Genomic DNA, 14,506 nt, shown 5'->3' with positions numbered 1-14,506 from the left:
GGCCTTTCTGTCTGGTCTGTGATTGCCTACTCCGCCGGCGCCTCGACCGCTTCGCGCGAGCGGCCGAGCGTCAGCTTGGCCAGCGTGAACGAAATCACCGCGCAGAGCGTTATGCCCGCCACCATCGGCAGCGGCGTGCCGTCGAAGAAGATGCCGGCGACGCCCATCGCCAGCGCGCCGATGGCGAAATGCAGCGTACCCATCAGCGCCGAGGCCGTGCCGGCGATCTCGCCATGTTCTTCCATCGCCAGCACCGAGGTTGTCGGGATGACGAGGCCAAGGAAACCGTAGCCGACGAAGAGCAGTGCGGCCATCACGTCGAGCCGGTCGACACCCGAGGCCATGATCGCGAACAGCGCCACCATCACCGTGGCATAGCCGGTGACCGCCACCCAGACGACGCGCTTCAACCCGAAGCGATCGGCCAGCATCCCGGTCAGCTGCGACGTGCCGATGAAGGCCACCGCGTTGATCGAGAAGAACACGCTGTAGACCGACGGCGACAGGCCGTAATGGTCGATCAGGATGAAGGACGAGCTCGACAAGTAGACGAAGAAGCTCGCAATGCCGAAGCCCGCGATCGCCACGAGGCCAAGGAAGTTGCGATCGCCCATCAGGTAGCGGTAGCCGGCAAGCGCCGTGCCGAAGGACGAGCCGGCGCGCTCTTCGACCGGCCGCGTCTCCTTGAGCGAGGTGGCGAGCAGGATGGTGGCCAAGGCAGCGGCACCCGTCACCGTCCAGAACACGGCGCGCCAACCAAAACTCTCGATGATCTGGCTGCCGGTCAGCGGCGCCAGGATCGGCGACACCGAGAACACCAGCATCAAAAGCGACATCAGCTTGGCGGCTTCATTGCCGGTGTGCAGGTCGCGCACGATGGCGCGCGGCACCGCCATGCCGGCGCTGGCGCCAAGCCCCTGCAGGAAGCGGAAGGCGATTAGCCACTCGATGGTCGGCGCCATCGCCGAACCGACACCGCCGACCATGAACAGCGCAAGGCCGGCGTAAAGCGGCGCCTTGCGGCCGACCATGTCGGAGATCGGGCCGACGACGATCTGCCCGAAGCCCATCGACAGGAAGAAGATCAGAAGGCTCATCTGCACGGCGGCTGTGCCGGCATGCAGATCCTGGCCGATCGAAGGCAGCGCGGGAAGATACATATCGATCGCAAACGGGCCGATCGCGGACAACAAGCCGAGCACGACCGCGATGCGGAGGAATTTTGGACTCATGATTAAGGCTCTTTTCGGATCTGGTTGCCGCCGCGAATATCGGCGTCTGAACCCAGGACGTTCCATCCCGCGGAAATCCGACACCTGAGAGCGAATTCATTCGTCACTAGAGCGAACTTGTTCGTCTCGGCAGCGCAGACTTCCTGTGGTTGTGTCCACAAATTTAGACAGGCTTGTCCAATTCGTCAATCACCGCTATATAGATTTTCATGAAACACGGCATTTCTCCTGACACTTTCCCGCCACGCAGCCACGAGGCCAAGCGGGTGTCGGTGGTAGAGGCTGCTGCCTCCGTATTCTGTCGGGAAGGCTATGCCGGCGCCAATATCGACCTGATCGCGGCCGAGGCCGGCGTTTCACGCCAGACCGTCTACAACCATCACGGTGATAAGGAAAAGCTCTTCGTCGCCGTCGTGCGCGACCTGACGGAGCGCTGCAATGCGGGCATCTTCGCCACCATCGCCAGCTTTCCCGATCAGCCCACGGACCTGGAAGCCGACCTGGTCGCCTTTGCGGTGCGCATGAACCGCAATTGCATCTGCAACCGCGATGGCCGTTTCCTGCGCAAGCTGATCCAGGCCGAAGGCGGGCGTTATCCGGAACTGTTTGCCGAATGGCGCGAACAAGGCCCGGGCCGCACCTGGTCGGCGCTTGCCGCGCGCTTCGCCCGGCTTGCCTTCGCCGGTCATCTGTCGATCGGCGACCCCGACGTCGCGGCGCGTCAGTTCCTCGCCCTCGTCAACGCCGAGCTTCAGATCACGTTCATGCTGGGCGGCGCACCGACCGAGGAAGAGATGCTAAGCTCCGCCACCAATGGTGTGCGGACCTTCCTCAGCGCATTTGCGAGGAAGAAATCGCCAGCCGGCAAACAGGCGGCGCTCGTTCACGCCTGAGCGATCAAATCGCCGGTACCCCTCTTGGCCTCACGGCTTTGCGCCTATATGCGGTTTACGCCGCGCTCAAGCTTGATTACAGCTATGCGGACGATTCAACGGAACCCGACCATCAGATGGCCGACGACCACATCCGCTACGACATTCTGGCTCAGGAAGCTCTGCGCGGTGTCATGCGCAAGGTCCTGGCCGAAGTCGCGCGCACGGGCCTTCCGGGCAATCATCATTTCTTCATCACCTTCCTGACCGGCGCGCCGGGCGTGCGCATCTCGTCCAGGCTGCGCGAGCGCTATCCCGAGCAGATGACCATCGTCATCCAGTTCCAGTACTGGGACCTCAAGGTGACGGATGCCGGCTTCGAGGTCGGGCTCTCCTTCTCCGACGTGCCGGAAAAGCTCGAAATCCCCTTCTCCGCCGTGCGCGGCTTCTACGATCCGTCGGTCAATTTCGAGCTCGAATTCGACGTCAAGACGGAGGGCGCCGAAGACGAGGCCGCCGCTCCTGCGCCTGAGCCGATCGCCGTCGTCCCCGAGAAGAAGGCCGAAACGAAGAAGAAGGCTGCCGAGGCCGAGAAGAAGCCGGCGGTCGCCGAGACCGGCGGCAAGGGCGCCGACGTCGTTTCGCTCGACGCCTTCCGCAAGAAGTAGCCCGGCGCCATGGGCGAGGTCGTCAATCTCCGCCAGGCCCGCAAGCACAAAGCGCGCATCGAGAAGGAACGCCAGGCCGGCGAGAACCGGGCGCTACACGGCCGCTCGAGGACGGAGCGCGAGCGTGACCGGCTGGCATCGCAAAAGGCCGAGAAATTCGTGGCCAGCCATCGCCGGGAAAAACCCGACGACCCCGGCGAGCGCTGAGTCCCTGCAATGGCCGCGGTCGAAAAACGTTCGGTAACGATCCGCGGTCACCGCACCAGCTTTTCCCTGGAACAGCCTTTCTACGACGACCTCATCGCCATCGCCGCGCAGCGTTCGCTGTCACTCGCTGCGTTGGTCGCCGAGATCGACGAGACGCGCACCCGCGACGCCAACCTGTCGTCCGCGCTGAGGCTCTATGTGCTGGCCTGGGCGAAGCGCGGCGGCGCGGCGTCGTGATGCCTAAGCCCGATCGCCCACGCTTTGCCCTGCCTTGCGCTTGGCGCCGAAGCTGAGCAGAGCCGCACGGTCGCGCTCCTCCGCCTGCTTTTTCGACCTTACTCGCATCATGTCTTTCCAGCCGATATAGCCGACGAGCCGTTCATCCTCGCGTGAGACGACCGGCAGATGCGAGACATTGGCGAGCAGAAGCTTGTCGGAAAGCGCCTCCAGATATTCGTCCGGATAAGCCAGCGTGATCTTGCTGCCGGTGAGCAATTCGCCGAGCGTCGTGCCGCGATGCTTGCCGGCGCGCCGCCAGCGCAGGATCGCGGGCGGATCGATGACGCCGAGCACATGTCCCTCTCCGTTGACCACCGGGAAGCTCGGATGCCGGGTGTCCGGCGCGGTCAGGAAGGTTGCCGCGCCATGCAGCGTCATTGTCCCCGGCACGCTCTCGACCTTGGTGGTCATCACCTCCTTGACCCTGGTCAGGGCGAAAGGATCGACGCGGTATTCGCGCACGAGGTGATGCCCGCGCCGCGCGACTTTCTCGGTCAGGATCGAGCGCTTCATCAACAGCACGGTGACCGCGTGAGCGGTGGCGCAGGCCGCGATCAGCGGGACAAGGACATGCGTGTTGCCGGTGAGCTCGGTGGCGAAGAAAGTCGCGGTGAGCGGCGCGCGCATGGTGCCGCCCATGGTCGCGGCCATCGCCAGCAGCGGCCAGAAGCCGGGACTCGCCTCGGGCAGGATGCCCGACAGCACCGCTCCCATCGCGCCGCCCATGATGAGCAGCGGCGCCAGCACGCCGCCCGAGGTCCCGGACCCCAGCGCAACCGACCAGATAACGGCCTTCACCACCAGAAGCAGCAGCGCGGCAGTCGCGACGGTGCGGCCGTCGAGCATATTGGCGATGTTGTCGTAGCCGACGCCAAGCGCGTGCGGCTCGATCAGACCGCCGATGCCGACCACCAGGCCGCCAATCATCGGCCACCACATCCAGTGTATCCGCAGCTTCAGGAAGGCGTCCTCGCAGGCATAGACCAGTTGCGTCAGCAGGCCCGAAAGCAGCCCGGCGGCAATGCCGACCAGCACCCAGCCGCCCAGTCCGGCGATCGAGACCTCCATGGTGCCTGAGAACGGAAAGATCGGACCCGGCAGGTGCAGCAACGTGCGCTCGACTTCCGCGACGATCGCGGCGACGGCGACCGGGATGAAGCTGCGCGGCGTCCATTCGAACAGGAGCAATTCGACGGCGAGCATGATGGCGGCGATCGGCGTGCCGAACACCGTCGTCATGCCGGCCGCCGCACCCGCCACCAGCAGCGTCTTGCGCTCATTGTCGCTGACCGGCAGCATCTGCGCGATCAGCGAGCCGATGGCGCCGCCGGTCATGATGATCGGGCCTTCGGCGCCGAACGGTCCGCCCGAGCCGATCGAGATCGCCGACGACAGCGGCTTCAGCACCGCGACCTTGGCGTCGAGCCGCGAGCGACCGAGCAGGATCGCCTCGATGGCCTCGGGAATGCCGTGGCCGCGGATCTTCTCGCTGCCGAAGCGCGCCATCAGGCCGATGATCAGCGCCCCGATCACCGGGACGATCACGGCGGCATAGCCCAGCGGCGAGTCCTCGAGCTTGAGTTCGGCCAGCGAGAACTGGCCGAAATAGGCGATGTTGGTGGCAAGACGGATGAGCTGCAGAAGTACGATGCCGGCGAAGAGCCCAGCGGTCGCCACCACGACGGCAATGGCCGCGATCAGCAGAACACGCGGATCGGTCGTAAAGTCGCGGAGATTGCCGTTGCCGGCGTGAGCAGGTTTCATTTTGGGAGCCTGAACTTTCTGGCGGCGCGAAGGCCGTCCGGTTTCAGGCGGCCTAATATCGTAATACGATATAAATCTGCAAGGCTGTTTTCAATCGCTGCATCGCGTCATTTTGGACAGGGACCGCGACGGGCAGTTGAGCTTTTTCGGGAAAAGACCATAAGTCGGGAAATGACGCCGCCGAAATCACGCCCCGCCATCAGCCAGGCCGACTACCAGCGGCTGTCGCAATTCCGTTATCTGATCCGCCGCTTTCTCGAATTCAGTCAGGTCCAGGCGAACGAGGCGGGCCTCACGCCGCGCCAGCACCAGGCGCTGCTGGCGATCAAGGGATTTCCCGGCGGCGGACCGGTGGCCGTGGGCGAGCTTGCCGAGCGGCTGCGCATCCGCCATCACAGCGCGGTGGAGCTGGTGAACCGCCTTACCGAGGCGGGCCTGGTCATACGCGATCAGGACAAGGGCGATCACCGGCGTGTGCTGCTGCAACTGACACCCTTGGCCGACGACCGCCTGGCCGACTTGTCGGCCGTGCATCTCGACGAGCTTTCGCGCATCGAGCCGATGCTGCGGCGCCTGCTCTCGCGCCAGGAACAGTCCTGAGCGCGGTGGCTAATTCGCTACGTGTGTGACGTGTGTTCAACCGCCGTCGAGCGATTTCAGCAGATTGTCGATCGTGAACGGGTTGGCCTTCGGCTTCGCCGGCGCTGAAGTCGAACCATCATTGACGCCGGGCAGCGCCTGCTCGGCCTTTGGCGTTTGCGCGGCCGCCTTGCGTGCCGCTTCCAGCTTCGCCTGTTCGGCCTTCTTGCGATCGGCCTGTGCCTTGGCCGCCTCGTCCGCGGCCCGCTGCTCGGCCTCGGCCTTCGCCTGTGCATCGGCCTTCGCCTTGGCGTCCGCTTCGGCCTGAGCCTCGGCGTCGGCTTCCGCCTTGGCCCTGGCCTCTTCATCCGCTTTGGCTTTCGCGTCGGCTTCAGCCTTTGCCTGCGCTTCCGCCTGTGCCTGCGCTTCCGCTTCGGCCTTCGCCTTGGCGTCCGCCTCGGCCTTCCGCCGCGCCTCTTCCTCTTGCCGGCGCAACTCCTCGGCCGCGTTGTAGCGCTCCGTCTGCAGCGCGGCGTAATAGCGTACCTCGCGCCGCAGCCGCTGCTTCTCCAAGAGCGCCGCCTGCATCGCCTCGACGCGCTGTTGTTCCTTCTCCAGCGCGCGCTGCGTCAGGAACTGCGCCAGCGGCCCGCTGTCGAACCGGGCCGCGGTAGCCCCAAGCGGACCGGCCAGGCTGAAATTGACGGCCGGTTCGGAACCGACCAGCGCCTCGTCGCCGGGACGGTAGGTCAGCGCCCCCTTTGCCGTGACGGTGCTCGTGTTGAGATCGGCCGTCACGTCGGCGGACAAGGTCGCGCCGGGATTGTCGAGGCTGATCGGCGGCGCCCGCAACGTGCCGTTGGCGACGGTGAAGGCCACATCGGTATCGCTGGCGGCGAAGCTGCCTTCGCCGGCGATCTGGGGCGCGAACTCCGCCGTCTTGGCCGTGTCGATGTCGCGTCCGATCGCATCGGCCTTGGCGATCATGGCGGCAAAGCCTTCCGGATTGATGCCGTCCACTTTCAATCCCTTCAGCGCCGCCGTGCCGGATCCGGACAGGGCCGCAATCATGGCGTCGATGGATTTGCCGCTGGTCGACAGCGCCGTCGAGAGATCGCCGCTGCCGCCGATACCGGCGCCGGGCAGAACCGCGGAAAGATCGCTGCCGGCCAGCCTCATCTGGCCGGAGAACAGGCCGGTGCCCTCCGTGTTCTTCAGGTCGAACAGGCCGGTCAGATCGCCGCCGTAGAGCTTCGCCTTGAGGTCGGAGACGTGGATGCCTTCGCGATCGAGCTTCAGCGAGAATGAAGCGTCATGCGCCGTGGCGAAGGGCCCGACGGCGAGCGCCGATGTGTTGAGATCGAGATCCGCGTTGAACGGCAGCGTCGACTTCTGGCTGAACGGCGTCGTCGGCCAGCCGCCCTTGGCGGGGGCGAAAGACTGGTCGCCGAACAGCGAGACCGCCAGCGGATCGAGGTCGAGCTCGTCGAGCGCCAGCGCCCCGGCAAGATGCGGCAGCCCATCCTTGGCGTCGATGTTGATGTCGCCGGACACCGCCGCCTTGTTGATCGAACCGGTGAGACCGCTCAGCACCAGGAGCCCATTGCCGAAATCGGCATCGGCCGCCAGCGACGTTGCTGTCCCGGTTCCCATGCCGGGCAGGCCTACGCCCGTCGTCATCAGCCACGGCTCGATATCGGCGGCATCGAGACTGACCTTGCCCTTGGCGGTGGGGCCTTGCGCCGTCGAGGCGACTGTTCCGTCGAAGCCTGCCCTGAAATCATCGGCCGTCAAGTTGAAGCTGGTCGCGAGACCGCCGGCAACCGAGCCCTTCGCCGAGACGTCGGTGTTGGCGTGGCCGAGCATGCCGAGCGGCAGCGCAGGCAGGCCGTAAAGCGCAAGCAGCGTGGTGGCATTGTCGTTGCGGGCGTTGAAGGTGATCGACACCGGCGCCTCGGAGAGCTTGTCCGTGGTCCCCTTGCCGGAAAGCGACGCCGAGAAGGCCGAGCCGCCGGCCGTGCCCTGGGCTGAGAGCGCCAAGCCCGTGGTGCCGTCGCCATTGTCGGCGGCGCTGGTCAAGAGATCGATGCGCGCGTCCTGGAACAGTTCGGGATAGGCCGCCGCGCGGCTGGCCAGGCCTTTGAGCACGCCATTGTCGGGATAGTGCTGTGCCGCGACGTCGATCAGCGGCTTGAGGTCCACCGCCACCACGGAAGCGTTGAGCTTGCCGGTCGGGCTCTGCGGGAAATCCTTGACCCGGCCCGTGGCGCTGATCGAGGCGCCGGCCAGGCCGCCGATCGAAAGCCGATCGATCTCGAGCAGGCCTTCGCGCAGCCGCAGCGCCGTGTCGACGGTGTCGGCGCTGAGCCCGGCAGCGCTGACTGGACCCGCCTTGATCTCGAAATCGAGATCGCGGTCCGAAAACCGGTTGGCGCCCTTGTCGCTGATGAAGATCGAGGCGAAAGCGGCGAGCCCGTCCAGGTCCATCTCGCCGCCCGTCAGCCGCATCAGCACCGACGGCCTGGCGCCATCCGCCTGGCTGGAATCGATGCTGCCCGCAAACTTCGCCTTGCCGAGGATGAGCTCGAGATCGCTGAAGGACTGCCGGCTCTCGCTGAGATCGACCTTGGCCTTGAAGCCTGCCGCGGGCAGCCGGCGAATCGCCTCGTCGACATCCTTCGACAGCCAGGCGGCAAAGCCGGATGGCTGTCCGACGGCGAGCAGCAACGAGCCGGTGAAGCCGAAATGGTCTTCCACGCTCAACATGCCGTCGGCTTCGAGCGTCGTGCGGCCCGGCAGCGTCGCGGCGAGCGACTTGACCGACCAGCCCCCTTCGACCGGCTCGGCCGACAGCCGCACGTCGCGCACCGTCGTGTCGCCCGCCACCACCGCCGGCAGCCTGACCTCGACCGTGCCCGGTATGGTCGGCTTCGGCATGTGCTGCAGCGTCCTCTCGAATGCAGCGATGCGCTGGTCGAGCGTGAAGCCGGCGCCGGCGGCCCCGCCGACGGCCTCGTCGAACTGCACCTGCGCGCCGCTGGCCTCGACCGAGAAATGCGGCTTCAGGCCGAGATCGACCGAGGCCTTGCCGTCGGCGGTATAGGGATTGTCGAGCGGCCCTGTCTCGAAGCGGAACTCGTCGACATCGAGCTTCTGGTGGTCGAGCGCGAACTTGCCGTTCAGCCGGAAGCCTGGGTCGGGCTTGCCGGTGCTGATCTTGACCGGCTGGCCCTCGTTGCCGCGCAATTGGGCCGAATTCCTGTCGTCACCCGAAATCTTGAACTGGCCGGAATAGACCGCGGCGCCCTTGACGATGCCGGCATTGCCGTCGGTTTCGATGATCAGCGGATAGGCATCGGGATCCGCTTTCAGCCTGAGCCGCATCTGGCCGTCCGGCTCCGCCTTGCCGGTCGAAGCCGAGACGTCGGCGCGCAGGCCGTCGAAGCGCAGCGTTCCGTCCATGCGCCATGGGCCGGTGAGCGCCTTGGCCGAAATGGTCGAGTTGATCTCCGAGATCAGATGGCTGCGCCCGCCGGCGGCGTGGCGCAATTCGATCTGCCCTTCGGTTACCGACAGCTTCTCGATCGCGATCTGGCCTGGGTCGAAGGGCGTCGAGGGCCGGAGCGTCCAGTCGACGGTGCCGTCGCCGGCTACGTTGATGGTGGCTTTCGGATGCACCAGCCGCATGTCGAAGATCAGCACCTCGCCGCGCAGGAATGGCGCAAGCTCGGCATCCATGGAAAAGGTCTCGACCGTCATCGCCGGCTGGCCTTTCGGCCCTCCCGCCACCTCCACATTGGAGAAGGTCACCGACGGAAACGGCAACAGCCGCGCCGTCGCGTCGCCCTTCACCGTCACCTTGCGGCCGAGGATGGCGCTCGCCTCGCGCTCGAAATCGCCTCGGTAACCCGTCCAGTCGATGAAATACGGCACCACCAGCGCCGCGCACAGCACCAGCACGAACAGGCCACCGAAGATCACGAACAGGCGGGCGAGCATCTGTTTCCCGGGTTGAAAGTCAGCCGCACTCTACCCGCATCCGCGTGTCGATAAAGAGGCAATTCAGCGTGCGACAGCCGCCAACGTCTCCAGTTGCGTGACCGCTCGCGGTCGCGATATCTCTTTTGCAAATTCCTGCCCTTCCGGCCGCGCCCTTGGCCACCATGAATCTGAACCCAACACGGAGTGTTCCCGATGTCAGGCAAGAACTGGGATAGAGTGCCGATCGACGCGCAGAGCGTCGACGCGCCGCTGTCGCAAGCCGCGATTTTCCTTGTTGTGACCGTCGGCAGCGACAGGGCGGCGCTTTCGAATGTCGCTTCGGTGCTGGGCGAGCTCGACGACCTCGTCAAGAATGTCGGCTTCCGCGACCTGTCGGGCCGGCTGTCCTGCATCGCCGGCATCGGCGCCGGGCTCTGGAACCGCCTGTCGCCCAACCGCCGGCCACGCGAGCTGAAACCCTTCGCGCCGATCGAGGGCTCGGCGCATTCGGCGCCCTCGACGCCGGGCGATCTCCTTTTCCACATCCGCGCCGAGCGGCCCGACATGTGCTTCGAGTTCGAGCGCATCATACTGAACAGTCTTGGTGCCAGCGTGACCGTCGCCGACGAGGTGTCCGGCTTTCGCTATTTCGACGCGCGCGACCTGCTGGGCTTCGTCGACGGCACCGCCAATCCGACCGGCCTCGACCTGCCCGCCTCCGCCTTGGTCGGCGACGAGGACGGCGACTTTGCCGGCGGCAGCTACGTCGTCGTGCAGAAATACCTGCACGACATGGCCGCTTGGGGCAAAACGCCGACGCATGTCCAGGAAGAAATCATCGGCCGCACAAAGATCGACAACATCGAGATCGATGATGACGACAAGCCGCGCAAGTCGCACAAGTCCTTGGCCACGATCGAGGACGACGCCGGCAACGAATACGACATCCTGCGCGACAACATGCCGTTCGGCCGCCCCGGCCAGAACGAGTTCGGCACCTATTTCATCGGTTACACGCGCTATCTCTGGGTGATCGAGAAGATGCTGCAGCGCATGTATGTCGGCGAACCGCCAGGCGCTTACGACCGGCTGCTCGACTTCTCGACGCCGCATACCGGCACGACGTTCTTCGCGCCGACACGGCCCATGCTGCAGAAATTGACCGAAGGGGTGCAGGAATAAGCTGCACCAGCCCAGGAGAGTTTCTTACCGCGCGTCGCGCTTGGCCTGAGCCACCGCCGCCGCTTTTCGCTGACGGCCACGCTCCGCCGGCCGAACCAGGCTCTGCGCCTTTTTGCTTGCTATCGCCCGCGCGCCTCCGTGCGCCGTGCGCGTGTTGAAGTCCGGCCCATTGGCGGCGGCCTTTTTGCTGGCCAACGCCTTGCGGGCGTTCTCGACCAACGAGAGGCGCGAAGCGAGCTGACGGCGTCGTTCGGCTTCGCCGTTCAACCGCCGCATGGCCATTGCGAGGACTTCCAGCTTCAACCGGGATCCGCCGTCGGCCTTCGACGCCACGGCGCCCTTCGGAGCACCCTTGCCGCGCATTTCCCGGCGCCGCCGATGCGCCTCGGTTTGCGCTTTGTCGCGCCGTTCCCGCAACAGCTTGACCAGATTGGCAAGTTCGGCGTCCGCAAGCTCCTGAACCGCGGGATGATGCGACTTCGCAACGAGATCCTGTTCATCCACGCTAAGCGCGCGAGCCTCTTCCTTGCGTGAAATCGCCATCGCTTCGATCCTCCGTTATGAAGCCTGCGCCCGTCTCGGATCTCCGGGACCGAGTCTGCGACCAAACGGCGATGCAATCAAGCGGGAGAATATCTACGTCGACGGCAGTATCTTCCCGGGATTCATGATGTTCAGCGGATCGAGCGCCTGCTTTATCGTGCGCATGACATCGACGCCATGGCCGAGTTCGTGGCGCAGGAAGCCGACCTTGCCTTGGCCGATGCCGTGCTCGCCGGTGCAGGTGCCTTCCATGGCGATCGCGCGCATGTTGAGCCGGGCGACGAATTTCTCGGCGAGCGCGATCTCTTCAGGATTCTCGACATCCATCAGCACCAGCACATGGAAATTGCCGTCGCCGGCATGGCCGACGATCGGCGCGACAAGCCCCATCTCGGCAATGTCGGCCTCGGTTTCCATGACGCATTCGGCAAGCCGCGAGATCGGCACGCAGACGTCGGTCGACAGCCCCTTGGCGCCGGGGCGCAGCGTCAGCGACGACCAATAGGCGTCGTGCCGCGCCTTCCAGAGTTTTGTCCGCTCCTCCGCGACGCTGGTCCACAGGAACGGCCCTCCTCCATTCTCCTCGGCGATCATGCCAAACATCTCGGCCTGCTCGGCCACGCCGGCCTCGCTGCCATGGAACTCCACGAACAGGCACGGGCTCTCCGGATAGTCGAGCTTGGAATAATTCTTCATCGCCCGCATCTGCAGCGCGTTGACCAGTTCGATGCGCGCCACCGGGATGCCCATCTGGATCGTGGCTATCACCGTGTTGCAGGCGATCTCCAGGCTTGGAAACGGGCAGACGCCGCCTGAGATCGCCTGCGGAATGCCCTGCAGTCTCAGCGTCAGCGAGGTGATGACGCCGAGCGTGCCTTCCGAACCGACCAGAAGCCGCGTCAGGTCGTAGCCGGCCGAGCTTTTCTTCGCCCGCTTGCCGGTCGTCACGGTCTCGCCATCGGCCATGACGGCGGTCAGCGACAGCACGTTTTCGCGCATGGTGCCGTAGCGCACCGCGTTGGTGCCGGAAGCCCTTGTCGCCGCCATGCCGCCCAGCGACGCGTTGGCGCCCGGATCGATCGGAAAGAACAGGCCGGTGTCGCGCAAATGCCGGTTGAGGTCCTCGCGCGTCACCCCGGGCTCGACGGTGCAGTCGAGATCCTGCGGATTGACGGCGAGGATCCGGTTCATGCGCGACGTATCGATGGAAATGCCGCCGCCCGGCGCGTTGGTGTGGCCCTCGAGCGAGGAGCCGACGCCGAAGGCGATGACCGGCACGCGGTGGACAGCGCAGGCTCGTACGATCTCCTGCACGTCCGCGGTCGTCTCGACGAAAGCGACGCCGTCGGGCGCCTGGGTCGGGATATAGGTGGTGGTGTGCGCGTGCTGGCCGCGTATCGCCTCGCCGGTCTGGAAGCGCTCGCCGAAGCGCTGCTTGAGGATGCCGAGCACCGCGGCGATGCCTTCCTCGTTGCGTTCGACCGGACTGAGGTCGCTCAAAGCCATGAATTCCTCCGCGAATGGACCAGCGGCCACCCTTGTTATGCAGCTATGGATGATGCGTAAAGCAATTCCAGGAAAAGTGCGAAGGGGTTAGGCTTGGCCTCTCGCCGAAGCCCTCCCAGCCGGAATTGCGCCAGAACAAAGAGAACCTCACCAACTACGCTCTGTCCAGCGACGCTCAAGGAAACCATATGACGATCCCCGCGCCCATCATTTCCCGCCCATTGGCGATCGAGAACGACTGGATCGACTATAACGGCCATCTCAACATGGCCTATTACAACGTGCTGTTCGATCGCGGCACCGACGAAGCGTTCGAAATGATGGGAGTGGACTCGAGCTATACCAAGGAGCGCCGCCTCAGCGTCTACACCGCGGAAGTCCATGTCTGCTACGTACGCGAGCTGCATCTCCACGACACGGTCAAGGTATCGTTCCAGCTCATCGATCATGACGACAAGCGGTTGAGAACTTATCAGGAAATCCGCCATGTCGACGGCTGGCTTGCCGCCACATCCGAAACGCTGTCGCTGCATGTCGACATGGAAGGACCGAAGGTCGCCCCCTTCCCCGCCGACGTGATGGCCAAGTTGGAGGCCATGCGCGCCGCCCATGCGGCGCTGCCGATGCCGGAGCGCGCCGGTCGCTCGATCGGCATCAAGCGCAAGAGTGCTTGAAAACCCGCGCGCCCGCGTTAACCTTACCAAGGTTTTAACGTGAACAAGTCGGTTGAGTCCGTTGAACGACTCACCGGTGCGTTCGAAAACCGCCCTACCGGGTTTACGCGCGGGCGGCTGGCGGGATGCGGTGCGAGGACAGTGCATGAAAACCGACATCAAGGTCGAAGTGGAACGGTTGGCGGCCGATCCACGCATCACCGACTATGATTTCTGGCGATCGCTGAAGAACGTCAACAACGAGATCTTCCACATCGCCAACAACAACGAACCTATTCCGTTCGACATGATCCGCTGGCGCGCCATTCTGAAGCAGGCCCGCATGAAGCGCGGCCACGCTTGATCCATCGTCGCTGCCTCATCATCGCTGCCCAGTATTAGCTGCCCAGTCATAGCGGCTTGAACCCGCCAGCGGCGAGCGCGGCTCGACCGGTGACGACTGGATGATGGCGGAGTTGGTCATCGCATAGGGGATGATCCGGTCGATCACCCGCTCGAGCTCGCTTACAGAGCCGACATGGGCGAGCGCGATGAAGCAGTCCTCGCCGGTGACCCGGTCGCATTGCGCGATTTCCGGCAGCTCGCGGATGATGTCCGCTACCACCGAAAGCTGTCCCGGCACGGGCCTTATTCTCAGCCATGCCGACAGCTTCATGCCGAGAGCGGCCGGATTGATCCTGACCGTATAGGCCTCGATCACGCCGTTCTCCTGCAGCTTGCGGATGCGCTCCGCCACGCTCGGCGCCGACAGCCCGACCGCGCGCGCCAGTTCCGCCGTGCTGATGCGCGCGTCCTTTTCCAGCAGACGCAGGACCTTCAGATCGATCGCGTCGAGGTCGACATTTTCACTTCGAAGGTTTTTCAAATCGAATCTCTTCCATCAGAAAGCGAAACTGGGCATCAAGCCATTCATTACGCATATATTCTATGAATTTTGCCTGCGATAATGCTCCTATGAGAGTTCAAACGCAAATTCCGGCTGCAAAGCAGGCCGGCGGTGATATCGATCCCCGCCCCGC

Annotated in this window: 14 protein-coding genes; 8 read left to right on the top strand and 6 right to left on the bottom strand. The window is 64.7% G+C overall.

Features of this window, described 5'->3' with window-relative positions; genetic code table 11:
- Positions 1-26: 26 nt before the first annotated feature.
- Positions 27-1,232, bottom strand: a complete 1,206-nt coding sequence (locus tag FJ957_RS04995; RefSeq protein WP_140829113.1) for a multidrug effflux MFS transporter — start codon at positions 1,230-1,232, stop codon at positions 27-29.
- 209 nt (positions 1,233-1,441) lie between these two features.
- Between FJ957_RS04995 and FJ957_RS04990 the strand changes: the two genes are divergently transcribed.
- From FJ957_RS04990 to FJ957_RS04975, 4 genes are all read left to right on the top strand, one after another.
- Positions 1,442-2,125: a TetR/AcrR family transcriptional regulator gene (locus tag FJ957_RS04990; RefSeq protein ID WP_140829111.1), complete on the top strand. Its 684-nt coding sequence runs from the start codon at positions 1,442-1,444 to the stop codon at positions 2,123-2,125.
- Between the two features lie 116 nt (positions 2,126-2,241).
- Complete coding sequence (locus FJ957_RS04985; RefSeq protein WP_140829109.1) at positions 2,242-2,772, top strand: SspB family protein; 531 nt, start codon at positions 2,242-2,244, stop codon at positions 2,770-2,772.
- A gap of 9 nt (positions 2,773-2,781) precedes the next feature.
- Positions 2,782-2,979, top strand: a complete 198-nt coding sequence (locus tag FJ957_RS04980; RefSeq protein ID WP_140829107.1) for a DUF4169 family protein — start codon at positions 2,782-2,784, stop codon at positions 2,977-2,979.
- Between the two features lie 9 nt (positions 2,980-2,988).
- Positions 2,989-3,216, top strand: coding sequence for a ribbon-helix-helix domain-containing protein (locus FJ957_RS04975; RefSeq protein WP_127878830.1), 228 nt, complete (start codon positions 2,989-2,991; stop codon positions 3,214-3,216).
- A 3-nt stretch (positions 3,217-3,219) separates the two neighbouring features.
- Here the strand turns inward: FJ957_RS04975 and FJ957_RS04970 are convergent, their stop codons facing one another.
- A complete protein-coding gene (locus FJ957_RS04970) occupies positions 3,220-5,022 on the bottom strand; it encodes a chloride channel protein (protein WP_140829106.1) in 1,803 nt (600 codons plus the stop codon).
- Positions 5,023-5,193: 171 nt separating this feature from the next.
- Here FJ957_RS04970 and FJ957_RS04965 point away from each other — a divergent pair, with 171 nt between their 5' ends.
- Positions 5,194-5,622 carry a helix-turn-helix domain-containing protein gene (locus FJ957_RS04965; protein ID WP_140829104.1) on the top strand — a complete coding sequence of 143 codons (429 nt, stop codon included), beginning with the start codon at positions 5,194-5,196 and terminating at the stop codon, positions 5,620-5,622.
- Between the two features lie 36 nt (positions 5,623-5,658).
- Here the strand turns inward: FJ957_RS04965 and FJ957_RS04960 are convergent, their stop codons facing one another.
- The gene (locus FJ957_RS04960; RefSeq protein WP_140829100.1) at positions 5,659-9,600 is read right to left on the bottom strand and encodes an AsmA family protein; all 3,942 of its coding nucleotides are present in this window, start codon (positions 9,598-9,600) and stop codon (positions 5,659-5,661) included.
- A gap of 195 nt (positions 9,601-9,795) precedes the next feature.
- On the opposite strand from FJ957_RS04960, the gene FJ957_RS04955 reads away from it, so the two are divergent.
- Positions 9,796-10,764, top strand: a complete 969-nt coding sequence (locus tag FJ957_RS04955) for a Dyp-type peroxidase (RefSeq protein ID WP_140829098.1) — start codon at positions 9,796-9,798, stop codon at positions 10,762-10,764.
- Positions 10,765-10,788: 24 nt separating this feature from the next.
- On the opposite strand, the gene FJ957_RS04950 is transcribed toward FJ957_RS04955, so the two are convergent.
- Positions 10,789-11,307 carry a hypothetical protein gene (locus FJ957_RS04950; protein ID WP_140829096.1) on the bottom strand — a complete coding sequence of 173 codons (519 nt, stop codon included), beginning with the start codon at positions 11,305-11,307 and terminating at the stop codon, positions 10,789-10,791.
- 93 nt (positions 11,308-11,400) lie between these two features.
- The gene (locus FJ957_RS04945; RefSeq protein WP_140829094.1) at positions 11,401-12,813 is read right to left on the bottom strand and encodes an FAD-linked oxidase C-terminal domain-containing protein; all 1,413 of its coding nucleotides are present in this window, start codon (positions 12,811-12,813) and stop codon (positions 11,401-11,403) included.
- 188 nt (positions 12,814-13,001) lie between these two features.
- Here FJ957_RS04945 and FJ957_RS04940 point away from each other — a divergent pair, with 188 nt between their 5' ends.
- Both FJ957_RS04940 and FJ957_RS04935 read left to right on the top strand, forming a co-directional pair.
- The gene (locus FJ957_RS04940; protein WP_140829092.1) at positions 13,002-13,487 is read left to right on the top strand and encodes a thioesterase family protein; all 486 of its coding nucleotides are present in this window, start codon (positions 13,002-13,004) and stop codon (positions 13,485-13,487) included.
- Positions 13,488-13,632: 145 nt separating this feature from the next.
- A complete protein-coding gene (locus FJ957_RS04935; protein WP_027168755.1) occupies positions 13,633-13,830 on the top strand; it encodes a hypothetical protein in 198 nt (65 codons plus the stop codon).
- A gap of 18 nt (positions 13,831-13,848) precedes the next feature.
- Here FJ957_RS04935 and FJ957_RS04930 read toward each other — a convergent pair whose 3' ends face one another.
- Positions 13,849-14,352 carry an Lrp/AsnC family transcriptional regulator gene (locus tag FJ957_RS04930; RefSeq protein WP_140829089.1) on the bottom strand — a complete coding sequence of 168 codons (504 nt, stop codon included), beginning with the start codon at positions 14,350-14,352 and terminating at the stop codon, positions 13,849-13,851.
- Positions 14,353-14,506 lie beyond the last annotated feature (154 nt).

The sequence above is a fragment of the Mesorhizobium sp. B2-4-6 genome, assembly GCF_006442775.1.
Classification (GTDB): Bacteria; Pseudomonadota; Alphaproteobacteria; order Rhizobiales; family Rhizobiaceae; genus Mesorhizobium.
Note: the sequence above shows the minus strand (reverse complement) of the source record. Positions and strands in the feature narration are given on the sequence as shown.